Genomic DNA, 24,060 nt, shown 5'->3' on the forward strand with positions numbered 1-24,060 from the left:
GACACCCGTGGGAAAGACCTTCCGCAATCTCTTCGTCGCCGGCTGCGTGGTGCTCTGGCTGGTCCCTCTGTACCTGCTGGTCGTGAACGCGCTGACACCCGTCGGCTCGTACAGCGGGAACGCGGACTGGGCGCCGAACGGCTTCGCGCTGTGGGACAACCTCGTGACCGCCTGGAACGAGGCGGGCATCGGCGAGAGCTTCCTCGGCTCCCTGATGTACGCGGTGGTGTGCGGCGCGGCCGCCGTGCTCGTCGCCGCCATGGCCGCGTTCGCCGTGGTGGTGCTGCCCATTCCGAGGCCCGCGTTCTGGTTCTGGCTCATCTACTCGGGGACCCTCTTCCCCCTGCAGATGTTCCTCGCCCCGCTGTTCGGCATGTACGCCGACGGCAACCTCTACGACACCCGGCTCGGCCTCATGCTCATCTACGTGGCGTGGTCGATCCCCTTCGCCTTCTTCCTCATCCGCAACCAGATGACCACGATGCCGCCCGAGATCACCGAGGCCGCGATGATCGACGGTGCCTCGTTCCGGCGGATCTTCTGGCGCATCCATGTGCCGCTGATGGGCTCCAGCCTCGCGGCGGCGTTCATCTTCCAGTTCACCGCCGTCTGGAACGACCTGCTGTTCGGCATCACGCTCAGCCGCAGCCCCGACGTCCAGCCGGTGATGGCCGCCCTCACCAGCCTCAACAACGCCTACGCCTCGTCAGGCCCGCCCGTCATCCTGGCCGGCGCGCTGATCGTCTCCCTGCCCACCCTCGTCGTCTTCCTGACGTTCCGCGGCCTGTTCCTGCGCGGTGTCACCGCCGCCACCCGCTGAGCCGTCCGCCCCTCGATCTCCGTCCCCACCGCCAGAGTTGGAGAAGTCCGCATGACCACACGGGCCCTCGTCCGCACCACCGACTGGGACAACGACCGCATCCGGGAGAGCCTGCGAGGCTCCGTCGTGAGCGCCGAAGGCAGCCTGTCCGGCAGCCCGTTGCGGCTCACCGTCGAACCACTGATGCGCCGCGCGGAGGACGGCGGACTGCTGCAGTCGCTGCGCGTGCAGGTCGTGAACGGGGGTGCCGTCCCCGCCGAACTCACCGTGCGCACCGAGTCCGGGGCGCCGCTGCCCGCCGAGCGCATCGCCGGGCCGAACGGCTCCGTGCGCCTCCTGCTGCCCGCCGTCGACACCGCGCAGCGCGTCACGGTGGCCGGGGCGGGCGGAGACGGCATCGACGTCACCCTCACTCCGCAGCGCGAGTGGACCATCCACCTCGTCCACCACTCGCACCTCGACATCGGCTACACCGACCCGCAGGGCCGCGTCCTCGCCGAACACCTCTCGTTCCTCGACTCCTGCCTGGAGCTGACGCAGGCCACCGACGACTGGGAGCCCGAGTCCCAGTTCCGTTGGTGTGTCGAGTCGTTGCTCTCGTTCCAACAGTGGGCCGACGCCCGCCCGGCCGAGCAGGTCAAGGAGTTCGTACGCCGCGTCCAGGAGGGCCGCATCGAACTCACCGCGCTGCCGTTCAACCTGCACAGCGAGACCTGCTCCACCGACGAGCTGCACGAACTGCTGCGCCTCGCCCACCAGGTGCGGGACGAGCACGGCGTCGACTTCACCTCGGCGATGCAGACCGACGTACCCGGCCATGTCGTCGGCATGGTCGACGCGCTGAGTGCCGCAGGAGTCAAGTACCTCTCGGTGGCGCACAATTGGGCCGGACGCTCCGTGCCCCACCTGGTCGGCGGCGAGAAGCTGCCGCGCCTGTTCCGCTGGCAGGCGCCCAGCGGCAACAGCGTGCTCGTCTGGATGACCGACACCCCGCACGGCCTCGCGTACATGGAGGGGCCGCTGCTCGGCTTCGACACCGACTACTCCTCCGTCGACGACCTGCTGCCCGCCTACCTGACCTCCCTCGCCAGCAACCCCTACCCGTACCGCGGTGGCGTCTTCGGCTGGGCCATGGACGAGCGGGAGATCAAGCGCGAGCCGTACCCATGGGACGTCCTGCACCTGCGCGTCCAGGGCAAGTTCGGCGACAACGCGCCGCCGCGCCGCATCATCGCCGACACCGTGCGCCGCTGGAACGAGACCTGGGCCTACCCGCAGCTGCGCCTGTCCCGCAACGAGGACTTCTTCACCGACGCCGAGAACCGGCTCGGCGACAAGATCCAGACCTTCGAGGGCGACTGGACGGACTGGTGGGTCGACGGCGTCGGCTCCGGCGCCCACCCGCTGTCGATGGCCCGCACCGCCCAGTCCGTCGTCGCCGACGCGCAGACCCTCGGTACGTTCGCGGGCGTGCTCGGCGCGGAAGGGGCGGCCGACGACACACGTGACTCGGCGGGTGTGTACGAAGCGGTGTCCCTCTTCGACGAACACACCTGGGGCGCGGGCGACCCCTGGACCCACGGCCACGACCACAGTCACTCCGGCGAGCAGCAGTGGCACTGGAAGTACGGCCAGGCCGTGCGCGCCCGCGACGACGGTCAGTCCCTCCTCAACCGTGCGAACGCCCGCCTCGGCCAGCGCCTCGCCCGGCCCGCCGACACCCCGGCCGCGTACCACGTGGTGAACACCTGCTCCTGGCCGCGCACCGAGGTCGCCGAGCTCTTCCTGCCGGAATCCAGCGTCCCGCTCGAACAGGCCGTGACCGTCCACGACGCCCGCACCGGCGCCGAGTTGACCCACGAGGAGCGGCCGCAGGTCAACGAGGAGCACCGCGACGCGGGCCGCTTCCTCCTCGTCCGCGTCGACGACGTACCGGCCGCCGGCTCCGTCCGCGTCGACATCCGCGCCGCCGACACCGCGGGCGGCGCCGCGCAGGAGACGACCGCCGTCAAGACCGCCACCGGCTGGAACCCCACCGGTGGCAGCGAGCGCGAGAACCCGGCCGACACCGCCGCCGCGGCCCACGCCCACACCGACCCGCTGCTCCTGAAGAACGAGCACCTCACCGTCCGCGTCGACCTGGCCCGCGCCTGCATCGCCTCCGTCGTCGACAGGGCGACCGGCCGCGAGCTCGTCCGAGCCGACGCCATCACCGGCTTCAACGCCTACATCCACGACAGCTACACCACGTCCGGAGGCTTCAACCACAACTCCAGCCGCACCACCGCCTCGGACCGCCTGGAACACCTCGGCAAGCGCTCCGTCGCGCCGCCCGCCGCGCTCATCGCCCGCCGCTCCACGGCCACCGCCGAGACCCTCACGTACGAGACCCGCCCGCCGGGCGCCAACCGCGTACGCACCACGCTCACCCTGCCGCACGGCATCGGCCGCCTCGACATCGAGAACCAGGTCGACAAGGACGCCACCCTCGGCAAGGAGAGCGCCTACTTCGCGTTCCCCTTCGCCTTCGAGACACCCACCGTGCGGATGGAGGCCTCGGGCGGCGCGACCGGCACCGACCTCCCCGTGGTTCCCGGCTCCGCCCTGCACATGCGGGCCGTGCGCCGCTGGATCACGCTCCAGGAAGACGGCCTCGCCGTCGGCTGGGCGACGCAGGACGCGCCGCTCGTCCAGTTCGGCAACATCGCGCTGCCGTACGCACCGTTCCCGAAGACGATGAACCACGACGAGCCCGCCACCGTCTACTCGTGGATCCACAACAACCTGTGGGACACCAACTTCCCCAGCGAGCAGGCCTTCGAGTTCACCTTCCGGTACTCGCTCTCCTGCGCCACCGGCGCCGACGTCGCGGGACTCGGCCCGCGCACCGCCGCCGGCACCTCGCGTCCGCTGCACGCGGTGCGGGCCCGCGGGGCCGTCAGCGCGGACGCAGCCGACCGGTTGGCCTTCGCGAGCGTCGGCGACCCGCGCGTACGACTCGTCGGCGCCACCACACCGGACGCCGAAGGAGCCGTGCTGCTGCGCCTCCAGTCCTTCGCCGAGGAACCCGTGGCCTGCCCGGTGCGCGCGCTCTTCCCCGTCGCGTCGGCGCGGATCGCGGACTATCACGGCCGGGCAGGAGACGAACTCTCCCTGGAGGACGGCGAGGTCACCGTTGACGTCCCCGCCTTCGGCACCATCGCGGTGCTCTTCCGACGTTGACGGCGTTGGTGACGCCGACACGGCGCACCTCTGCGTAAAGGAGACTCTGTGTACCGGCACGACCCGCGTTACGCCCCCGCTCCCGACGCCGTCCTCGCCGCCGGCTGGGAGCAGGTGGTGGCTCAACTCCCGTCAACACCGGCGGTATTGGCGATCGACGGGCCGCCGTCCGTCGACTGGGACGCGCTCGCCGCACACCTGTCGGGCGCGACACTGCTCGACGTACGGGACCACTACGCGCCACCCGCCGAGATCCGCGCCCGCGTCGGCCACCCGGAGGGCGCGGACGACCCCTACTTCCGCAACCTCGCCGAGAACCCGCTCGACGACCTCTTCGACACGGTGCCCACACCCGAGGCCCCCGCCGAGGGACTCCTCGTCGTGTACGGGCCGGGCGCCGCCCTCGTCGCACACGACCTGCTCTGGTACGCCGACGTACCCAAGCGGCACGCGGAAGCGGCCACGGTCGCGGGCACCCCGGGCACGAACCTCGGCCTCCCGGGCGAGAAGCCGGACCCGCGGCGGCTGTTCTACACCGACTGGCCCATGCTCGACCGGCACCGCGACACCCTCGCCCCCCGCATCGACGGCTGGCTCGACCTCCAGGACCCCGGCAACCCGACCTGGCTCGACGGCCCCGGCCTGCGCGCCACCTGCGCCGCCCTGGCCCGCCAACCGGTGCGCACCCGCCCCTTTTTCAACTCGACGCCCTGGGGCGGGCATTGGGCGCAGAACGAACTCGGTTTCAACCCCGGATCCCGCAACACGGCGCTCGGCTACGAACTCATCGCACCCGAGGCGGGCATCCTCGTCGGAACCGGCCCCGAGGCGCAGGTCGAGGTGCCGTTCCAGCTGATGTGCGCACTGGAGCCGGACAGCGTCCTCGGCGAGGAGCCACACGCCCGCTTCGGCACCTCGTTCCCCATCCGCTTCGACTACCTCGACACCGTCGGGGGCGGCAACCTCTCGCTGCACTGCCACCCCCAAGAGACGTACATGCGCGAGAAGTTCGGCTGGTCCTACACCCAGCACGAGACGTACTACATGTCCATCGGCAGCCCCGACACCAAGGTCTTCCTCGGCCTGCGCGAGGACGCCGACGTCGTCGCCTTCCGCAAGCAGGTCGAGGCGGCAGCGGCCCAGGGCACACCCATGGAGGTCGAGGACCACGTCCACGCCTTCCCCGCCGAACAGGGGCAGCTGTTCCTCATCCCGGCCGGCACCCCGCACGCCAGCGGCGCCGGCAATCTGGTCCTGGAGATCAGCGCCACCCCGTACCTGTACAGCCTGCGCTTCTACGACTGGCTCAGGCCCGACGCCGACGGCAACCCCCGCCCCCTGCCGTACGAGCACGGCTTCGCCAACCTGGACACCACACGGCGCGGCGAGGCCGTCGCCCGCGACCTCGTACAGCGACCGCGCACCCTGCGCGAGGGGGACGGCTGGCGCGAGGAGGTCATCGGCGCGCTCGACGAGATGTTCTACGAGGTGAGGAGGTACGCGCTCGACGCGGGCGCCGAGGCCCAGGACGACACCGCAGGGCGCTTCCACGTACTGAACGTGGTGGACGGCGACGGTGTCACCCTGCACACCGAAGCAGGTGACACCCACGCCTTGTCCTACGCGGAGACACTCACCGTGCCCGCGGCCGTCGGCCGGTACCGGCTGCGCGCGGCCGACGGAGGTCCTGTGCGGGTCGTGAAGGCGCTCGTCCGGTGATCCCGGTCATCGAGGTCGGCGGCACCCATGTCACCGCGGGCCTCGTCGACCCGGCCGACGGCAGGGTCGAGCGGCGCACCCACCGGCCGCTCGACCCGGGCGCCCGCGCCGAGGACATCCTCGGCGCGGTGTGCCGTTGCGCCGACGCGCTGGACACCCCCGCGGGAACCACCTGGGGCGTGGCCCTGCCCGGCCCCTTCGACTACGCGCGCGGCATCGGACTCTTCGCGGACGTCGGCAAGTTCGAGGCGCTCTACGGGGTGGACGTACGGGCCGCGCTGCTCGACGGCATGGCCAAGCGGCCGGGCGGAATGGTCTTCCTCAACGACGCGCACGCGTTCCTGCTGGGGGAGTGCGCGGTGGGAGCCGCCACCGGACACGCCCGCGTCGTGGGCATCACCCTCGGCACGGGGGTCGGCTCCGCCTTTCTCGGCGACGGCCGCATCCTCGACCGGGGCCCCGGAGTTCCGCCCGAGGGCCGCATGGACCTGACGACCGTCGACGGCAGACCACTGGAGGAGTCCGTGTCCCGCCGCGCCCTGGTGGCCCGGTACGGCGAACAGGGCGTCGACGTGCGCGACATCGCCGAACGGGCCCGCGCCGGGGAGCGACTTGCCCGCCGCGTCCTGGACGAGGCGTTCGGGATACTCGGCGCCGCCCTCGGCCCGCGCCTCGCCGCGTTCGAGGCGACCGCACTCGTCGTCGGAGGGTCGATGGCACGCTCCTGGGACCTGGTCGCACCGGCGCTGCACACGGGCCTGGCCAAGGGCGGCTGGCCACCCGAGGCGGCCGACGTGAGCGGGCCGCCTGCCACGCGGCATACTCGTGCGATGCGCCCCGCCGCCCCCGCCGCCCTCGCCGGCGACGCGGCGCTGCTGGGCGCGGCGCGCGCGGTCGCCGCCCGGAACACGAACCGCACAGGGCCGGGTCGGTAGCGGCCACCAGGACCGGCAAGGGGGAGACATTGGGCACGTCCGGCGCCGGCGCCGCCAAGGACCCGCATCCGACGGTGCGGGACGTCGCGCAGCGGGCGCGGGTCAGCGCCATGACGGTCTCGCGCGTGCTGCGCGACGACCCCAAGGTGCTGCCCGCCACCGCGGAGCGGGTCCGCGCCGCGGCAGCCGAACTCGGCTACCGGCGCAACGAGATGGCGCGCAGCCTGCGCCTGGGCAGCGGCACCGGGCTCGTCGGACTCGTCGTCACCAACCTCGCCAATCCCTTCTACTCCCGGCTCGCCCTCGGCGTCGACGCCGTCGTCGGCGGGCACGGCCTGAAGACCGTCATCGGCAACACGGGACACGACCTCGACAGCGAACGCGGCCTCGTCGAGGACCTGGTCGCCCGCCGCGTCGACGGCATCATCGTCGTGCCCGCCGACGACGACCAGCGCCACCTCGCCGCCGCCGCGGCCGGTGGCGTGCCCGTCGTCGTCGCGAGCCGCCCCCCGAACGGCTTCGACGCAGACTGCGTCCTCGTCGACGACCACGGCGGAGCCCGGTCCGTCACCCGCAAACTCCTCGACGCCGGGCACCGCCGCATCGGCTTCCTCGGCTCGCCACCCGCCGTCTACACGGGAACGGAACGCCTGCGCGGCTTCACTGATGCCCTCGCCGAGGCGGGCATCGAGCGGGAGCCGGACCACGTACGCCTCGGGCAGCAGCAGACGGCCGAGGCGACACGTGCCGCCGCCGAGCTGCTGGCCCTTCCCGAGCCACCGACCGCGCTGTTCTGCTCCAACAACCGCAACACCATCGGCGCCTTCCGCGCCATCAGGGCCGCCGGAGCCCCCACCGCGCTCGCGGGTTTCGACGACTTCGAACTCGCCGACGTCCTCGGCCTGCCGCTGACCATCGCCGCGTACGACAGCGACGAACTCGGCAAGGAGGCGGGCCGGTTGCTCGTCTCGCGGCTCGGCGAGCGCGCGGCGGCGGGCGGCGGACAGGGCGCCACCCCGGCCGCCGCACGGCGCGCCGTGGTGCCCACGACCCTCGTCCACTACGGCTAGGGTCGGAAGGCCCGCAGGGGCTAAAAAGCCCGTCCCACCTCGGAGGAGCCCGCCACCGATGCCCGACACCCCGACCGCTCCCGTCATCCACGGCAACGTCCCCGGCTCCTTCGCCCGGGGCGTCCTCGTCGAGCGGCACCCCGCGCTCATCGAGAAGGTGCGTGCCGCGTTCCCGTACGGACCCGAGCAGCACCGTGCCCTCGACGCCCTCCTGCGGAACACGGCGGACGGTGTGATCGAGCCGCTGGGTGACGGGGCGCCCGACCGGGAGCGCTGGGACGCGTGGGGGAGCGAATGGTTCGGGGCGTCGTGGTTCGACGCGCCGTTCCTGTGGGCGGAGAGCTATTTTTACCGTCAACTCCTCGGCGCCGTCGGATACTTCGCGCAAGGGCCCTGGCAGGGCGTCGATCCGTTCCGGCCGTTCAAGCAGGCCGAGCTCGACACCCCCGAGACCGACGCCGAACTGGGCGCGGTCGACCGTCTGGCCGAGGTGTCCGTGGCGGAGCGGGAGCGCGGACTGCTGCTTGGGGCACTCTGGGGAAACCGCGCCGACCTCGGCTTCCGCGTCACCGCCGACGGCGACGAACCGGGCGCGGACACGCAACTCGTCGCCGACGACTCCGACGCGTTCTGGGCCGCACTGCCGCAGGGCGGTGGCGCCACGGTGAGCCTGGTGGCGGACAATGCCGGGCGCGAACTCCTCGCCGACCTGCTGCTCGTCGACCACCTGCTGCACAGCGGGCGCGCCGCACGCGTGATCGTGCAGGTCAAGCCGTACCCGTACTACGTGTCCGACGCGATGACCGCCGACGTCGTCGACTGCGTGCGGCGGCTTACCCGGGCGGGCGGCGCGGCGGCCGAGGCCGGCGGGCGGATCTGGGAGGCGATGGGGGACGGGCGGCTCGTGGTCCGCGCCCACCCCTTCTCCTGCGCGCCGCTGCCGTACGCCGACATGCCCGACGACCTGCGCGCCGAGTTCGCGGCGACGACGCTCACCGTGCTCAAGGGAGACCTCAACTACCGGCGCCTGGTGGGGGACCGACTGTGGGAGCCCACGGCGTCGTTCGCCGAACGCGTCGCGTACTGGCCCACCCCCGTCGTCGCGCTCCGCACGCTCAAGTGCGACGTGATCGTCGGCCTGGAGGCGTCCGTCCGGGGCGCACTGGACGCCGCCGAACCGCACCAGAAGTGGCGGGTCAGCGGCGCCCACGCGCTCGTACAGGCGCGCATGTGACGTGACGGGTCAGGCCGCCGCGCGCTCCAGCGTCTCCAGGGACCGGCCCGCCGTCTCCCGGACGAACACCGCCGTGAACGCGAACGCGAGGACGCAGATCCCCGCGAAGAGCGCGAAGGCGATGCCCGCCCCGGCCGTCAGCAGCACCGGGAAGACCAGCGAGACGGCGAAGTTGGCGGCCCAGTTCGTGCCCGAGCCGACACTCACGCCGACGCTGCGCACCCGCAGCGGGAACAGCTCCGGCAGCATCACCCACAGCAGCGGCGCCCAGCTCAACGAGTACGCCACCTTGAAGACGGCGAGGCTCGCGACGGCCGCGACCTGGCCGAGCGTCTGGTGCAGCAGACCGAGCGAGAACACCGCGCACAGCGTGCTCATGCTGACGACCATCAGGACGAGCCCGGTGAGCAGCAACGGCTTGCGGCCGACCCGGTCCACCAGGCGTCCGGTCACGAATGTCGTGACGATCGAGAGGACGCCGAGCCCGACGCTGTTGAGCAGCGCCGCGGAGTCCCCGAAACCGGCCGCCTTCAGGATCGTCGGCGCGTAGAAGACGATCGTGTTGGAGCCGATGATCTGCTGGATCACCGCCATCGCGACGGCGATGCACAGACCGCGCCGCACCCGGCGGTCGGCGAACAACTCCCGCAGGCGGCCCCGGCGTTCGTGCCCGCCGTGCGCGGCGGCGCGGATGTCCGCGAGCTCGGCGTCGGCCTCCTCCTCGGTGTGCAGGCGCAGCAGTACCGTGCGGGCCTCGTCCTCGCGGCCGTGCGCGACGAGCCAGCGCGGGGTCTCCGGCTGCGTCCACATCCCCGCGAACAGCACGGCGGCGGGGACGAGCGCGAGCCCGAGCATCCAGCGCCAGGCGCCCGCGTCGGACAGCAGGTAGGAGATGAGGTACGACACGAAGATGCCGACCGCGATCATCATCTGGTTGAGCGTCGACACCCGGCCGCGGATGGCGGTCGGGGCCAGCTCGGAGAGATAGCTGGGGATCACGGACGAGGACAGGCCGACGGCCACACCCGTGATGACCCGGAACGCGATGAGTGACCAGGGCCCCGTGGCCACCGCCATGCCGAGCGCACCCGCGCCGAAGACGACGGCCGTGCAGAGCATGACCGGGCGGCGCCCCCAGCGGTCGGTGGCGGGCCCCGCCGCGAAGCAGCCGGCGATGGCGCCGATCATCAGCGAGCTGACGAACGCGCCCTGCATCCAGGCGCTCAGGCCCAGGTCGCGGGTGAGGAACAGCTGGGCGCCCGCCACGATCCCCATGTCGTACCCGGACAGCAGACCGCCGAAGGCGCCGCAGAGATAGAGCAGAAGCGTGCGGCGTGAACGGACGTCCGCGCTCGGTGCGTCGGACACCGAGGTCCTGGTGACGGCAGGCATGACGAGCTCCCTTGCTGGTCGGCTCCGCATCATTAGCGTCAACACTCCGACGAAAATCAAGGGGGTTCGGACCAGCAGTTTTGATTTCTGTCGGGAGTCTTGACGTAAATGCGGGACGCGGGGGAGTATCCGACCCATGGCAGTGGTCAAACACCCCACCGGGAACCCCACCGTGCTGCGCCAGTTGCGGTACGGGAACGTGGAGCGGGTCCTCCAGGTGCTGCGCAGGCAGGGCCCCAGCAGCAGGGCCGATGTGGCCACCGCCACGGGCCTTTCACGCACCACGCTCTCCGGCATCGTCGGGCAGCTGCTCGCCGACGGTGTCGTGACCGAGGAGCCCGCGGGCCCGCCCTCCGGCCGCGGCCGCCCGGTGCACCGGCTCACGCTCAATCCGCGCTCCGCCCAGGCGGTGGGCATCGAGGTGGGCCGCGAGCGCATCACGGTCGCGATCGCCAACGCGGCGCACGAGGTCACCGCCTTCGCCGGCACCCATCACGCGCAGCGCTCCGGAGCCCGTGAACAGGCGGGCGCCGCACTGGAGTTGCTGCGCGACCTCGCCGCCCGCGAAGGCATCGACCTCGCCGGACTCGGCGGTGTCGGCATCGGCACACCGGGCCCCGGAGACACCACGGACCGGCGGCAGGCCGTCGCCGACGCCGTCTCCGAAGCGCTCGATGTGCCGGTGCTCGCCGACAACAACACACGGCTCGCGGCGCTCGGCGAGGCCATCTGGGGCGCGGCCCGCGGCGCGGGCGACGCCCTGCACCTCACGCTCTCGTACGGCATCGGCGGCGGGCTCGTCGCCGGTGGCCTGCTGTTCCGTGGCGCGCAGGGCGCGGCGGGCGAACTCGGACACATCAGCGTCGACGTCGAAGGGCCGCGCTGCTGGTGCGGCGGGCACGGCTGCCTGGAGCAGGTCGCCGCCGTGCCCGCGCTGCTGCGGGCGGCCGGGCGGCGCAGCTGGGAACGCTTCACGGAGGCGTTCGCGGCCGGAGCCGACACCGAGCGCGCGGTCGTCGATCGTGCGGCGCTCGCCGTCGGACGTGCGCTCGCCGCCGCGTCCAGCACCGCCAACCCCCGCCGCATCGTGCTCGGCGGCGAGGTCGCCGAGCTCGGCCCGGTCTTCCTCGGACGCGTCGAAGAAGCCTTCCGCCGGTACACCGCCACCCGCGTCCACCGCAGCGTGGAACTCGTCCCGGCCGCGCTCGGCGAGCGATCCGGAGCGCTCGGCGCGCTCGCCCTCGTCTTCCACGAGTCACCACTGCTCGCGGGGTACGCGACGGCGGAGGCGGTGGCACCCCGGGTGGACACCGCCACCCACGCCTCGTAGCACCTGTCCTGAACCGAACCACCCCCCTCGTACGATCCGAAAGGCACCGCCGTGCGCCACAACATGCTCTTCCTGATGACCGACCAGCACCGGGTCGACACCCTCGGTGCCTACGGCAACCCGCACGTGCGCACCCCGAACCTCGACCGGATCGCCGCCGAGGGCACCCGTTTCGACAGCTGCTACACACCCACCGCGATCTGCACCCCGGCCCGCGCCAGCCTGCTCACCGGTGCCGCCCCCTTCCGGCACAAGCTGCTCGCCAACTACGAGCGAAACGTCGGGTACTTGGAGGACCTCGCCGACGGCCAGTTCACCTTCGCCGAGCAGCTCAAGGGCGACGGCTACAACCTGGGCCTGATGGGCAAGTGGCACGGCGGCGTCAAGCGCACCGCCGCCGACTACGGCTTCGAGGGCCCGAACCTCGAGGGCTGGCACAACCCCGTCGACCACCCCGACTACCTCGACTACCTCAAGGAGCGGGGCCTGCCCGAGTACGCGATCAGCGACCGGATGCGCGGCACCACCCCCAACGGCAGCCCCGGCAACCTCCTCGCCGCCCGCCTCCACCAACCAGTCGAAGCCACCTTCGAGTACTACCTCGCCACCCGCACCATCGAGATGCTCGAACGGTTCGCGCAGGACGAGAACGGCGGCGAGGGCAACCCGTTCTTCCTCGCCACCCACTTCTTCGGCCCCCACCTGCCGTACATCCTGCCGAACGAGTACTTCGACATGTACGACCCGGAACTCGTCGAACTGCCCGCCTCCATGGCCGAGACGTTCGCGAACAAGCCGCCGGTGCAGAGCAACTACAGCCAGCTGTGGGCCTTCGACACCATGCCGCTGGAGGACAGCCGCAAGCTCATATCCGCCTACTGGGGCTACGTGACACTCATCGACGAGCAGATCGGCCGCATCATGCAGGCCGTGCGCGACCTCGGCCTCGACGAGCGCACCGCCGTCTGCTTCACCGCCGACCACGGCGAGTTCACCGGCGCCCACCGGCTGCACGACAAGGGCCCCGCCATGTACGAGGACATCTACCGGATCCCCGGACTGCTCCGCGTCCCCGGCGGCGAGTCGGGCCAGGTCCGTGACGAGTTCGTCTCCCTGACCGACTACACGGCGACGATTTTGGAGCTCGCGGGCGCCGATGCCTCGCCCGCCGTCGACAGCCGCAGCCTGCTGCCTCTGGCTCACGGCGAGCACCCCGAGTGGGACGAACACCACCTCGCCGAGTACCACGGCCACCACTTCCCGTACCCTCAGCGCATGCTGCGCACCCGCCGCTACAAGCTCGTCGTGAACCCCGAGTCCCACAACGAGCTGTACGACCTCGAAGCCGACCCTGACGAGCTGCAGAACCGCTACGGGCACCCCGAACTGCGCGAGGTGCGCACGCAGTTGATGCACCGCCTGTACCACCTGCTGCGCGACCGCGGCGACAACTTCTACCACTGGATGACACCGATGTACGACGTGCCGACCGACTACGACACGACGCTGTCCGCGTTCGAGTCGGAGGGTGTGGCGTAATGAGCGGCTGCACTCCCGACCCGGCCCCCTCCTGCTGCGCGCCCTCCCGCGAGGGCGGCCCGGAGGTCACCGGCACGGGACCGGTCACCCTCACGCTCACGCCCCGCGACGAACCGGCCTACGACACCCGCGTCGACCTGCCCGGCGGCACCTTCCGCATGGGCAGCGAGGACTCCGACGCGAACCCCGGGGATGCGGAAGGCCCGGTGCGCGAGGTACATGTGAAGGCCTTCGCGATCGACGCGTACGCCGTCACCACCGCCCGATTCGCCGCGTTCGTCGAGGCGACCGGGCACCGCACCGAGGCCGAACGCTTCGGCTGGAGCTACGTGTTCGCGAAGTTCCTGCCCGGCCACCTGCGCAAGATCTCGCCGCGCCCCGACGCCACCCCGTGGTGGTGCGGGGTGGAGGGCGCGACCTGGCGCACCCCGGAAGGCCCCGGCAGCGACCTCGAAGGCCTCTGGGACCACCCCGTCACCCACGTCGGCTGGTCCGACGCCGCCGCCTACGCGAAGTGGGCGGGTGGCCGGCTGCCCACCGAGGCCGAGTGGGAGTACGCGGCGCGCGGCGGCCTCGACCAGGCCCGCTATGCCTGGGGCGACGAGCTGACCCCGGGCGGCGAGCACATGTGCAACATCTGGCAGGGCACCTTCCCCACCAAGAACACGGAGGAGGACGGCTACGCGGGCACGGCCCCCGTCCACGCCTTCCAGCCCAACGGCTACGGCCTCCACAACGTCGCCGGCAACGTGTGGGAGTGGAACGCCGACCTGTGGGAGCAGGGCGGAGACCCGAACACCCGCGTCATGCGCGGCGGCTCGTACCTCTGCCACCACTCGTACTGCAACCGCTACCGCGTGGCCGCCCGCACCTCCAACACGGCGGACAGCACATCGGGCAACACCGGTTTCCGGGTGGCCTACTCGGCCTGAGCCCCGGCGACGTACTCCACCGTGACCTGCTCGGCGTGCGCGGCGAGCAGGTCACGCAGTTCCTCTGACGCGCCCTTCAGCAGATGTCCGTCCCGGTCCGCCCGGACGGTCTCCATGAGGAACGCGACGCGGGTCGAGTCCTCGGTGACACAGGTGCGGTGCGCGTCGCGGTGGTTCCAGTGCCGGGTCAGTACGCCGGTGGAGTCGGCGTAGATGATCTCGCCGGGCTTGGGGTTCTCGACGGTGTCGGGTTCGCCGAGCGGAGTGAACTCCTCGGTTCCGTCCGCGTAGCGGATCTCCACCACGTCACCGGTGACGTGGTCCAGGTCGAAGGCTCCGGCGGGCAGGCCGTGCCGTACGGAGACGGCGTTGTAGGTGTCGACCGCCGGGTTGATGCGCGGCAGCGCGCCCTTCTTCGCCATGCGGCGGCCGAGCGCGTCGACGCTGGGCCGGATGCGGCGCGGGTTGGTGCCGAAGGAGCGGTACGCGGTGTGCCACGCCTCGATGCGGGGGTCGGACTCGTCGGCGGGCTGCCAGGAGCCGTCGGCGAGCTCGCGCTCCAGGTCGCCGAGCGCGGTGACGGTCTCCGGCCAGGGCTCGCGCCCGCGCAGACCGGTGGCCGTGACGACGGCGATCAGGGTGTCGGGGAAGGCGTCGGCGACGGCGGGGGTGAGGTGGAAGGCGGGCATCGGAGGCTCCGTATCTGGGGGAGTGCGAGGGGTGCGACGGGTTCGGAGGGGTCAGGTGAGGGCGAGGAGGCTGACGGCGACGGCGGCCGTGCCCAGGCCGACCAGCTGCCCCCGGTGGATCCGCTCAGCCAGCACACCGCGCGCGAGCAGCACCGTACCGGCCGGGTAGAGGGCGGTGATCACGGCGACGACCGTGAGGTCCCCGCTGCGCGCGGCCAGCAGGAACAGCAGGTTGGCTATCGAGTCGAGCACACCCGCGGCCGCCGAGATTCCGTACGCGGGCTTCTCCGCGCCGAGCCGTCGGTGCAGCACCGCGGCCGCGCCGAGCGTGACGGCCGACGACACCGCCCTGCCGACGATCAGCGGCGCCACGCCACTGTCCGACGGCGCCTGGTGCAGACAGACCAGCTGCAGCGCGATGGTCGCGCCCGCACCGAAGGCGAGCAGCAGCGCCGTGCGCGAGGGACGGGACGAGCCCGCGCCGCTCCCGGCACTGACCAGGACCACGGCGACGAGCGCGAGCGGCAGCCCGACGAGCCCCGCCGCGGCGAGGTGCTCGCCCTGCAGCAGACCCACGGTGACCGGCAACGCGGCGGACACCAGTGCCGTCACAGGGGACAGCACGTTCATGGGCCCGATGGCGAGGGTCTTGTAGAGCATCGCGAACGCGGCGGCCGACGCGACACCGGAGGCCACGCCCCACCCCACGGTGGCGGAACTGAACGAGGCGCCGAGGAACGGCCACAGCAGCAGCTCGACCGCGAGGCTGGCGGGCGCCGCGACCATCACGGTGCGCAGCACATGGGCCTTCCGGGCGCCGAGACCACCGAGGAAGTCGGCGCATCCATAGGCGAGAGAGCTGCCCAGGGCCAGCAGCAGAGCGATCACGAACCTCATCCTTGCCATCTTCGTGCTTCAGCGGAACGACCAAACCGTACAATGAACCGACCGTGATGTGTCAACCGAACGACCGCGCGGTACATTCCACTGGCCAGTCGGTGGTGAAGCGGAAGGTGGTCTGGTGACCGAGACAGAGGCAGCCCTGCGCACGCTCGCGCACAACGTCAGGACGGCCCGCACCCGCGCGGGCCTCTCCCTGGACGAGCTCGGCCGCCGCGCCAAGGTCAGCAAGGGTGCCCTGGTCGGCCTGGAGAAGGCGCAGGGCAATCCGAACTTCGCCACCCTGGTCCGGCTCGCCGACACCCTCGGTGTCTCGGTGTCGGCCCTGATGGAGGGCCCGACCGAAGGGCGCGTGCGCGTCGTGTCCTCGGACCAGGTCATGCCGCTGTGGGCGGGGGAGCGGGGTGGGGAGGCCCGGCTGATGCTGACGACCACGGGCCCGGCCCCCGTCGAGGTGTGGCGCTGGCGCCTCGAACCGGGCGAGGAGTATCCCAGCCACCCCCACCAGGCCGGCGTCATCGAGACGGTGAGTGTCACCAGCGGCCGTATGACTCTCGTCGTCGACGGCACCGAACACCCCGTGGCGGCCGGCCAGACCGCCACCTTCGACGGGGACGCCGCACACACCTACCGGGGCGCGGGCGAGGAAACCTGCCGGCTGATCATGACGGTGCAGCTGCCGCCGGGGCAGGCAACGGGCTGACCTGTCGCCGAGGCAGTCAACAGGCCGCCGCCGGGGTCATAGGCGCCACCTATCCGGGGCATCGATTTTTGGTCGTGGACCTCCGCGCACGCAAACCGCTTCACTGACGCGGTAGTTGGGGCGGCGCCGGACGGGCCCGGTGCCGCAGTTCCCAGCCGTGCCCGGATGGAGGTTGCAATGACGCACGCCCCGGACGCCGCCGCAGGCGCCACCCCCGAGGTGAAGGCCAAACCGTGGTACCGGCAGCTGTATGTGCAGGTGTTGGTGGCGATCGTCGTCGGCATCGTGCTCGGCTGGCGGTGGCCCGACCTGGGCACGGCGATGGAACCGGTCGGCACCACCTTCGTCACGGCGATGAAGATGCTGATCGGCCCGATCGTCTTCCTGACCATCATCGGCGGCATCGCGGGCGTGGCCGACCTCAAGAAGGTGGGTCGCACGGGCGTCAAGGCGCTTGTCTACTTCCAGGTCGGCACGATTGTGGCGCTCGGCTTCGGGCTCCTCGCCATCAACCTGTTCCCCCTCGGCGACGGCGTGCACGCGGACGTCGGCGGCCTGCACACCTCGGGCGAGGCGAGCCAGTACGTCGAGCAGGGCGAGGCCCAGCACTGGTGGGAGTTCCTCACCCACCTCGTCCCGGACAGCTTCTTCGGCGCGTTCGTCGAAGGTGACATCCTCCAGGTCATCTTCCTCGCCGTGATCTTCGGGATCGCCCTGAAGATGGTCGGCCCGGTCGGCGAACCGATCATCGCGTCCGTCAACCGCCTCACCGAGGTGGTCTTCAAGGTCCTGTCGTTCGTGATGAAGGCGGCCCCGGTGGGCGCCTTCGGTGCGATGGCCTTCGCGATCGGCAAGTTCGGCCTGTCCACACTGGCCAGCCTCGGCTCGCTGATCCTGCTGTTCTACGTCACGTCCATCGTGTTCGTCGTCGTGGTCCTCGGCGCCGTCCTGTCCCTGTACGTGAAGCTGAACCTCTTCCAACTCCTGCGCCACTTCAAGGAAGAGCTGCTGCTCGTCCTCGGCACCTCGACGGCCGAGCCCGCGCTGCCGGGGCTGATGCGCAAGCTGCAGTTCATGGGCGTCGACCGGTCGACGGTCGGCCTGGTGGTGCCGACCGGCTACAGCTTCAACCTCGACGGCGCCGCGATCTATCTGTCCCTCGCCACGCTGTACATCGCCCAGGCCACCGACACCACGCTCTCCCTCGGCCAGCAACTCGGCCTGCTGGCCGTCATGTTGCTGACCTCGAAGGGTGCGGCCGGGGTCGCGGGCGGCGGATTCATCGCACTGACCGCGACGTTGTCGACCGTGGGACATGTGCCCGTCGCGGGCATCATGCTGATCTTCGGCATCGACAAGTTCATGTCCGAGTGCCGGGCCCTGGTCAACTTCTGCGGAAACGCCGTGGCCACCCTCGTCGTCGCCCGTTGGGAGGACGCGCTGGACCTGGAGCGGGCGCGGCGGGTCCTGACGGGCGAGGAGGTCGAGGCGCTGCCCGCGGCGCCGGCCGCGATCGCGACGGTGCCCCCGCAGAAGGCCGTCCCGGCGCCCGTCCCACCGGCCTGAGCCGCGGCCGCCCGTCCCGCCCCTCCCCGCGCAAGCGCCATGTCGACCTGTCGATAGGTTGCCCTTATGGCAGCAGGTGGAGGAGGCAGGATGGACGCGCGGCAACTGCAGTACTTTCTCGCCATCGTGGAGCACGGCGGCTTCAGCAAGGCCGCCGCCGCGCTCCACGTGGCGCAGCCGTCGTTGTCGCAGGCGATGGCCAACCTGGAGGCTGACCTCGGCGTCTCGCTCTTCCACCGGATGGGCCGCGGCGTCGTCCTGAGCGAGGCTGGCGCCGAACTCCTGGAGCCGAGCCGCCGCGTCCTGCGCGACCTCGCCGCCGTACGCGAACGGGCCGCCGCCCTGACCGGACTCGGCAGCGGCACCGTGGAAGTGGCCACCATGCCCTCACCCGGCATCGAGCCCATGGCCACGCTGATCCACCGGTTCGCCCAACTGCACCCGGACGTCACGATCAGCACCCGCGCCGCCTTCACCCCCGAGGAGACCGTCGAACTGGTCCGCAGCGGCGCCTGCGAACTGGGGCTGCTCGGCGCCGACAAGCCGGTGACCGCGCCCGGCATCGACATGCTGCCGGTGGAGGAGCAGCCGTTCGTCGTCGTGGGCGCGGCCGACGGACCCTTCGTCGACGGCGCCGTGCTGCACCCCCAGGACCTGGCCGGGCACAAGCTGATCGCTTCCCGGACCGGCAGCCTGATGCGCAGCATCGTCGACGACATCACCGCCCGCGGCGGGGACACCGAGATCGTCGCCGTCGTCGACCACCGCACGTCCATACTCCCGCTGGTGCTCACCGGCGTGGGTGTCGCCGTGCTGCCCGCGGCCTGGACCCGGCTCGCCCGCCGCTGCGGCCTCGCGGTCGCCTCACTCGTACCGACCGCGCATCTGCACGTCGCGATGATCAGCCTGCCCGCGCACCTGACACCCGGGGCGCGCGCCTTCCTGGAGCTGACCCGCTCGCTGGCGGAACGCCGCGCGCGGACCCCGTCGACGTAACACCCCCGGACCGAACACGGCACCTATCAGCCGCGCCTATGTGTCGCATCGGAAGCATGTCTTGGACGCCCCGCGAACCGGCCTGTTGACTCGGGAACACACCAACCGCCGCCCGGCCAGGCGCTCTTGAGCACTCCCTTGAGCACGGGCGTTTCCCGTACCGCTGGAGGCCCTCGTGTCCGAACTCCGCACCTTCCGCATCGCCGCCATTCCCGCCGACGGCGTCGGCACCGAGGTCGTCGCGGCGGGGCGCGCCGTCCTCGACGCCCTCGCCGCCGGCTCCGAGGAGGCCTTCGCCTTCGACTGGCAGGAGTTCGACTGGGGCTGCGAGTACTACGCCCGTACGGGCAAGATGATGGCCGACGACGGCCTCGACCGGCTCAAGGACTTCGACGCCATCTACTTCGGTGCGGTCGGCTGGCCCAGCGTCCCCGACGACGTCAGCCTGTGGGGCCTGCGCCTGAAGATCTGCCAGAACTTCGACCAGTGGGCCAACGTCCGGCCCGTGCACTTCCTGCCCGGCGTGGTCAGCCCACTGCGCAAGGCCGACGACACCGAACTCGACTGGGTCGTCGTCCGCGAGAACAGCGAGGGCGAGTACGCGGGTCTCGGCGGCCGCAACCTCTCCGGGCGCGGCCCCGGCGGCGAAGTGGCCGTCCAGTCCTCCCTGTTCACGGAGGTGGGCTGCGAGCGCATCATCCGCTTTGCCTTCGACCTGGCCCGCACCCGCAGTCGCCGCAAGGTCTCCTCGGTCACCAAGTCCAATGCCCAGCAGTACGGGATGGTGCTGTGGGACGACGTCTTCAAGCGGGTGGCCGCCGAGTACCCGGACGTGGAGACGGAGAGCGTGCTGGTCGATGCCATGTCGGCGAAGTTCGTGCTCAAGCCCGAGGACCTGTCCGTCGTCGTCGCCTCGAACCTCAACGCCGACATCCTCTCCGACCTCGGCAGCGCGCTCGCCGGCAGCCTCGGCCTCGCGGCCAGCGCCAACCTCAACCCCGAGCGGCGCTTCCCGAGCATGTTCGAGCCGGTGCACGGCTCGGCCCCCGACATCGCGGGGCAGGGCCTGGCCAACCCGATCGGCGCGGTGGGCAGCGCGGCGCTGATGCTGGAGCACTTCGGCCTGCCCGACCAGGCGGCGCGCCTGAACAAGGCGATCGAGACGGTCACCGGAGCGGGGATCCTCACCCGCGATGTCGGCGGCACGGCCTCCACCGAGGACGTCACCAAGGCGCTGATCGACGCACTGGGCAACTGACCCCCGCACGGCGTCACGATCCGTCCCCGCCGGTCCCCGCGCGGCGACGCCATCCGTCCCGGCCGGTCCTCGGGTCGCGCCGACAGGCCGGGACGGCCGCTCCGAAGCGGCCACCCATGTGCCGGGCCCCGCTCGTTGTGGGGCCCGGCACGCGCCGTTGTCTACCAGCTGACCCCGGCCGCCACCGGCCGGTGGTCGCTGCCGGTCGCGGGCAGCACCCAGGAGCTGTCCGCCGTGACGCCCCGCACCAGGATCTGGTCGATACGTACCACCGGGAAGTCCGCCGGATAGCTGAACCCGAAGCCGTCGCCCGCCTCCTCCTGGGCCGACCGCAACTGCGAGGTGAGGCCGTCGAACGCGCGGTCGTCCGTGCTGCCGTTGAGGTCACCGAGCAGCACCACCCGCTGGCTGTCCTCGGCCGCGATGGCCTTGGCGAGGGCCTGTGCATTGCGGTCCCGGCTCTCCGTCCAGAAGCCGCCGCGGGGCATGACGCGTACGGAGCCCAGGTGGGCCACGTACACCGCCACCGGACCGCGGTCCGTGGTGACCGTGGCGCGCAGCGCCCGGTTCGAGGGCAGCTTCTCGGCGGCCGACTTGGTGGCGCCCAGAGGTCCGACGTCCATCGCGGTGTCGACCGGCTCGACGTCCGACAACGGCAGCTTGCTCCACAGCCCGACCGTCCCCTGCACCGTGTGGTGCGGATACGCCTCGGCCAGCTCCTTCTCGTACGTGGTGCGGCCCTGCGCCGTGATCTCCTCGAGCGCGAGCACATCGGCGCCGGAGGCCACCAGGTCGTGGGCCGTCCCCGCCGGATCGCGGTTGTCGGCGCGGACGTTGTGGCTGACGACGGTGAGGTCACTGTCGTTCGCGTGCGCCTTGTCGCCGAGTGCGCCGCCGAAGAGGCCCGTCCACACCATGGCCGGCAGCAGCACCGCCACCACGGCGGTGGCGGAGCGCCGACACAGCGCCCCGGCCAGCAGCACCGGCACGAAGAGACCGAACCACGGCAGGAACGTGTCCACCAGACTGCCGAGGCCCCCGCGGTCCGTGACCTGCGCGTGCAGCAGCAGAAGCAGCCCGAGCAGCAACGCGAGGACCGCGATGACCCGGCCGCGCCTCCAGGGACCCGGCCGGGAGAGAGCACGGAGAAGAGCACGGGAGAGGGCCGGGATCGACCGGGTCATCCGTGCACGCTTGCTGTCGGTCACTGCTGCATCCTCGGGTCCTCGGTGGGGTCGGCGTACTGGGCCGGGCAGCCGCGATCCACGGCCTCGGTACGCAGTTCGTAGTGCCAGGGCTCGTTGCCGTAGATCTGGCAGAGCCCGTACGCGGCGCCGTGCTCGGACAGCCACGCCGTCGCCCCGGAGCGCCCGAGGTCGACCGCGTCGCCGGACACGTGCGGTGAGGTGTCGGCGGTGGCCACCCATTGGGCGGCCTCGGCCTCGGAGCCGTACTTGTCGACCGCCTCCCTGAACAGCCGGTTCTGGTACTCGGGGGAGCGCCAGCCGCTGTTCACGGAGAACGTGACGCCGTCGCCGGAGGCGTCCGTCGCCGCCTGACGGAGAGCCTTGAGCAGGTCCGGGTCGAGCCTGCCGACGGCCGGGGTCGTGTCGTCGAAGACCGTCACGCCGTCGGGGACCACGCCGTCGGCCTCGCCCACCGCGTTCTGCCCGCCGCGCTCCCGCGATTCCATGGGGGAGGGCGCCGAGGTGGACGAGGGCGTTACCCAGGCCTTCGTCGGTGGCGAGGCCGACGAGGACCTTGGCGACCGGAGGCCGAGGACCGTGGCGACCACCGCCGCGCTCACGACGAGGCCGATGACGAGGAGCAGCGGACGCGGCCGGTGGGCCGATTGGTTTCGAGTCATGCCGCCAGTCAAGGCAGCGCGATGTTGCCCAGGCGTCTGCGCTTTTCGATACGCCGACGATACGCGCCGACTCGTAACGTGAAGGGCATGCGTGTGCTGATTGTCGAGGACGAGCGGTATCTGGCGGAGGCCGTGCGCGACGGGCTGCGCCTGGAGGCGATCGCCGCCGACATCGCGGGGGACGGGGACACCGCCTGGGACCTGCTGAGCGTCAACACGTACGACATCGCCGTCCTCGACCGCGACATCCCCGGGCCCTCCGGTGACGAGATCGCGGGACGCATCGTCGCCTCCGGCAGCGGCATGCCGATCCTCATGCTGACCGCGGCCGACCGCATCGACGACAAGGCCTCCGGGTTCGAACTCGGTGCCGACGACTACCTCACCAAGCCGTTCGAGCTCCAGGAACTCGTGCTCAGGCTCCGGGCGCTCGATCGCAGGCGCGCCCACAACAGGCCGCCCGTTCGGGAGATCGCGGGTGTGCGCCTCGACCCGTTCCGCAGGGAGGTCTACCGGGACGGCCGCTTCGTCGCGCTGACCAGGAAGCAGTTCGCCGTGCTCGAAGTCCTCGTGGCCGCCGACGGCGGAGTCGTCAGCGCCGAGGAACTCCTGGAACGCGCGTGGGACGCGCACGCCGACCCGTTCACCAACGCCGTCCGCATCACCGTCTCCGCGCTGCGCAAGCGGCTCGGCGAACCCTGGATCATCGCCACGGTGCCGGGCGTCGGCTACCGCATCGAGGCGCAGCCGGAGACCGGGGGAGAGGCTCGTGGATAGCGCCGTGGACAGGGAGCGCGGGCTCAGCGTCCGGCTCAAACTCACCCTGAGCTACGCCGGGTTCCTCATGCTCGCCGGTGTCCTGATGCTCGCATCGGTGTGGTTCTTTCTGCTGAGGGACCTGCCCGACGTCAAAGCCGGCATCGGCGGACTCCAGGTCCGCAGGGAGCTCGCGCTCAACTTCGCGTCGGGGGCGGCCGTCGTCATGGCGTGCCTGCTGGTGTTCGGCCTCCTGGGAGGCTGGCTGCTCGCCGGCCGGGTGCTCGCCCCGCTGTCCCACCTCACCGACGCCACACACCGGGCCGCGAAGGGGACGCTCTCCCACCGGATCCGGCTACGGGGACGCAAGGACGAGTTCCGCGACCTCGCCGACGCCTTCGACTCGATGCTCGGTCAGCTCGAGGCGCACGTCGCCGAACAGCGCCGCTTCGCGGCCAACGCCTCCCACGAGCTGCGCACCCCGCTCGCCGTCTCCAAGTCGCTCCTCGACGTGGCCCGCGCCGATCCGCACCGCGACACCGGCGAACTCATCGACCGGCTCAGCGCCGTCAACACCCGCGCGATCGACCTCACCGAGGCGCTGCTCCTGCTCAGCCGCGCCGAACAGCGCACCTTCACCAGCGAGGACGTCGACCTCTCCCTCGTGGCGGAGGAAGCCGCCGAAACGCTCCTCCCGCTCGCGGAGAAGAGCGGCGTCACCCTCGAAACCCGCGGCGACATCACCCACGCGCCGGGATCGCAGCCGCTGCTGCTGCAACTCGCCACGAACCTCGTGCACAACGCGATCGTCCACAACCTGCCCGAGCAGGGCACCGTGTGGATCAGCACCGGCACCCGCCCCGGCTCGGCGGTGCTCACCGTCGAGAACACCGGCGAGATCCTGGCCCCGGAGCTCGTCGCCACCCTCACCGAACCCTTCCAGCGCGGCACCGAACGCATCCGCGGCGACCACGCCGGTGTCGGGCTCGGGCTCGCCATCGCGCAGTCCATCACCCGCGCCCACGACGGCACGCTCACCCTCACCCCCCGCCCCTCCGGCGGCCTCCGCGTCACCGTGGAACTTCCCGCGGCCGACATGTGACGTAGACCACCGAAGCGGCTTCGAAGGGCG

The 24,060-nt window shown here is 71.6% G+C and carries 20 protein-coding genes; 15 read left to right on the forward strand and 5 right to left on the reverse strand.

The features are described 5' to 3' along the window. Positions 1-7 precede the first annotated feature (7 nt). Genes OHA73_RS45045 through OHA73_RS45070 form a run of 6 tightly spaced genes read left to right on the forward strand, consistent with a single transcriptional unit; the run spans position 8 to position 9,000 of the window. Complete coding sequence (locus tag OHA73_RS45045) at positions 8-820, forward strand: carbohydrate ABC transporter permease (protein WP_266725288.1); 813 nt, start codon at positions 8-10, stop codon at positions 818-820. 51 nt (positions 821-871) lie between these two features. After that, positions 872-4,042 (forward strand): glycoside hydrolase family 38 C-terminal domain-containing protein, encoded by a 3,171-nt coding sequence (locus OHA73_RS45050; protein ID WP_267073116.1) that lies wholly within the window; start codon positions 872-874, stop codon positions 4,040-4,042. A 48-nt stretch (positions 4,043-4,090) separates the two neighbouring features. Then, positions 4,091-5,761, forward strand: coding sequence for a hypothetical protein (locus OHA73_RS45055; protein ID WP_327658330.1), 1,671 nt, complete (start codon positions 4,091-4,093; stop codon positions 5,759-5,761). Further along, positions 5,758-6,696: an ROK family protein gene (locus tag OHA73_RS45060; RefSeq protein ID WP_327658331.1), complete on the forward strand. Its 939-nt coding sequence runs from the start codon at positions 5,758-5,760 to the stop codon at positions 6,694-6,696. Before OHA73_RS45055 ends, OHA73_RS45060 begins: the two co-directional genes overlap by 4 nt. 29 nt (positions 6,697-6,725) lie before the next feature. Continuing rightward, a complete protein-coding gene (locus tag OHA73_RS45065; RefSeq protein ID WP_327658332.1) occupies positions 6,726-7,766 on the forward strand; it encodes a LacI family DNA-binding transcriptional regulator in 1,041 nt (346 codons plus the stop codon). Positions 7,767-7,824: 58 nt separating this feature from the next. Beyond that, positions 7,825-9,000 (forward strand): damage-control phosphatase ARMT1 family protein, encoded by a 1,176-nt coding sequence (locus OHA73_RS45070; RefSeq protein WP_327658333.1) that lies wholly within the window; start codon positions 7,825-7,827, stop codon positions 8,998-9,000. A gap of 9 nt (positions 9,001-9,009) precedes the next feature. Here OHA73_RS45070 and OHA73_RS45075 read toward each other — a convergent pair whose 3' ends face one another. Continuing rightward, a complete protein-coding gene (locus tag OHA73_RS45075) occupies positions 9,010-10,392 on the reverse strand; it encodes a sugar porter family MFS transporter (RefSeq protein WP_327658334.1) in 1,383 nt (460 codons plus the stop codon). A 136-nt stretch (positions 10,393-10,528) separates the two neighbouring features. On the opposite strand from OHA73_RS45075, the gene OHA73_RS45080 reads away from it, so the two are divergent. From OHA73_RS45080 to OHA73_RS45090, 3 genes are all read left to right on the forward strand, one after another. Then, positions 10,529-11,722, forward strand: coding sequence for an ROK family transcriptional regulator (locus OHA73_RS45080; RefSeq protein ID WP_327658335.1), 1,194 nt, complete (start codon positions 10,529-10,531; stop codon positions 11,720-11,722). Between the two features lie 63 nt (positions 11,723-11,785). Beyond that, positions 11,786-13,261, forward strand: coding sequence for a sulfatase-like hydrolase/transferase (locus OHA73_RS45085; RefSeq protein ID WP_327658646.1), 1,476 nt, complete (start codon positions 11,786-11,788; stop codon positions 13,259-13,261). Further along, positions 13,261-14,193, forward strand: coding sequence for a formylglycine-generating enzyme family protein (locus OHA73_RS45090; protein WP_327658336.1), 933 nt, complete (start codon positions 13,261-13,263; stop codon positions 14,191-14,193). The genes OHA73_RS45085 and OHA73_RS45090 overlap by 1 nt, the downstream gene beginning before the upstream one ends. On the opposite strand, the gene OHA73_RS45095 is transcribed toward OHA73_RS45090, so the two are convergent. Together OHA73_RS45095 and OHA73_RS45100 are read right to left on the reverse strand one after the other, a co-directional pair. After that, entirely contained in the window at positions 14,181-14,882 is a 702-nt protein-coding gene (locus tag OHA73_RS45095) for a B3/B4 domain-containing protein (RefSeq protein WP_327658337.1), read from the reverse strand. The genes OHA73_RS45090 and OHA73_RS45095 overlap by 13 nt on opposite strands. Before the next feature lie 51 nt (positions 14,883-14,933). Continuing rightward, complete coding sequence (locus OHA73_RS45100) at positions 14,934-15,770, reverse strand: DMT family transporter (protein WP_327658338.1); 837 nt, start codon at positions 15,768-15,770, stop codon at positions 14,934-14,936. A gap of 133 nt (positions 15,771-15,903) precedes the next feature. Here OHA73_RS45100 and OHA73_RS45105 point away from each other — a divergent pair, with 133 nt between their 5' ends. The 4 genes from OHA73_RS45105 (at position 15,904) to OHA73_RS45120 (ending at position 20,305) form a co-directional block, all read left to right on the forward strand. After that, entirely contained in the window at positions 15,904-16,485 is a 582-nt protein-coding gene (locus tag OHA73_RS45105; RefSeq protein ID WP_267073106.1) for a helix-turn-helix domain-containing protein, read from the forward strand. A 177-nt stretch (positions 16,486-16,662) separates the two neighbouring features. Further along, entirely contained in the window at positions 16,663-18,051 is a 1,389-nt protein-coding gene (gene dctA, locus OHA73_RS45110; RefSeq protein WP_327658339.1) for a C4-dicarboxylate transporter DctA, read from the forward strand. A 90-nt stretch (positions 18,052-18,141) separates the two neighbouring features. Continuing rightward, the gene (locus OHA73_RS45115; RefSeq protein WP_327658340.1) at positions 18,142-19,047 is read left to right on the forward strand and encodes a LysR family transcriptional regulator; all 906 of its coding nucleotides are present in this window, start codon (positions 18,142-18,144) and stop codon (positions 19,045-19,047) included. A gap of 175 nt (positions 19,048-19,222) precedes the next feature. Continuing rightward, positions 19,223-20,305, forward strand: coding sequence for a tartrate dehydrogenase (locus OHA73_RS45120; protein WP_327658341.1), 1,083 nt, complete (start codon positions 19,223-19,225; stop codon positions 20,303-20,305). Between the two features lie 161 nt (positions 20,306-20,466). On the opposite strand, the gene OHA73_RS45125 is transcribed toward OHA73_RS45120, so the two are convergent. Continuing rightward, a complete protein-coding gene (locus OHA73_RS45125; RefSeq protein ID WP_327658647.1) occupies positions 20,467-21,489 on the reverse strand; it encodes an endonuclease/exonuclease/phosphatase family protein in 1,023 nt (340 codons plus the stop codon). Between the two features lie 20 nt (positions 21,490-21,509). Then, complete coding sequence (locus OHA73_RS45130; protein WP_327658342.1) at positions 21,510-22,172, reverse strand: M15 family metallopeptidase; 663 nt, start codon at positions 22,170-22,172, stop codon at positions 21,510-21,512. Positions 22,173-22,259: 87 nt separating this feature from the next. Between OHA73_RS45130 and OHA73_RS45135 the strand changes: the two genes are divergently transcribed. Both OHA73_RS45135 and OHA73_RS45140 read left to right on the forward strand, forming a co-directional pair. Beyond that, the gene (locus OHA73_RS45135; RefSeq protein WP_266725315.1) at positions 22,260-22,949 is read left to right on the forward strand and encodes a response regulator transcription factor; all 690 of its coding nucleotides are present in this window, start codon (positions 22,260-22,262) and stop codon (positions 22,947-22,949) included. Between the two features lie 4 nt (positions 22,950-22,953). Further along, a complete protein-coding gene (locus OHA73_RS45140) occupies positions 22,954-24,030 on the forward strand; it encodes a sensor histidine kinase (RefSeq protein ID WP_266725798.1) in 1,077 nt (358 codons plus the stop codon). The last annotated feature ends 30 nt before the right edge of the window (positions 24,031-24,060 follow it).

The sequence above is a fragment of the Streptomyces sp. NBC_00483 genome (assembly GCF_036013745.1).
Lineage (GTDB): Bacteria > Actinomycetota > Actinomycetes > Streptomycetales > Streptomycetaceae > Streptomyces.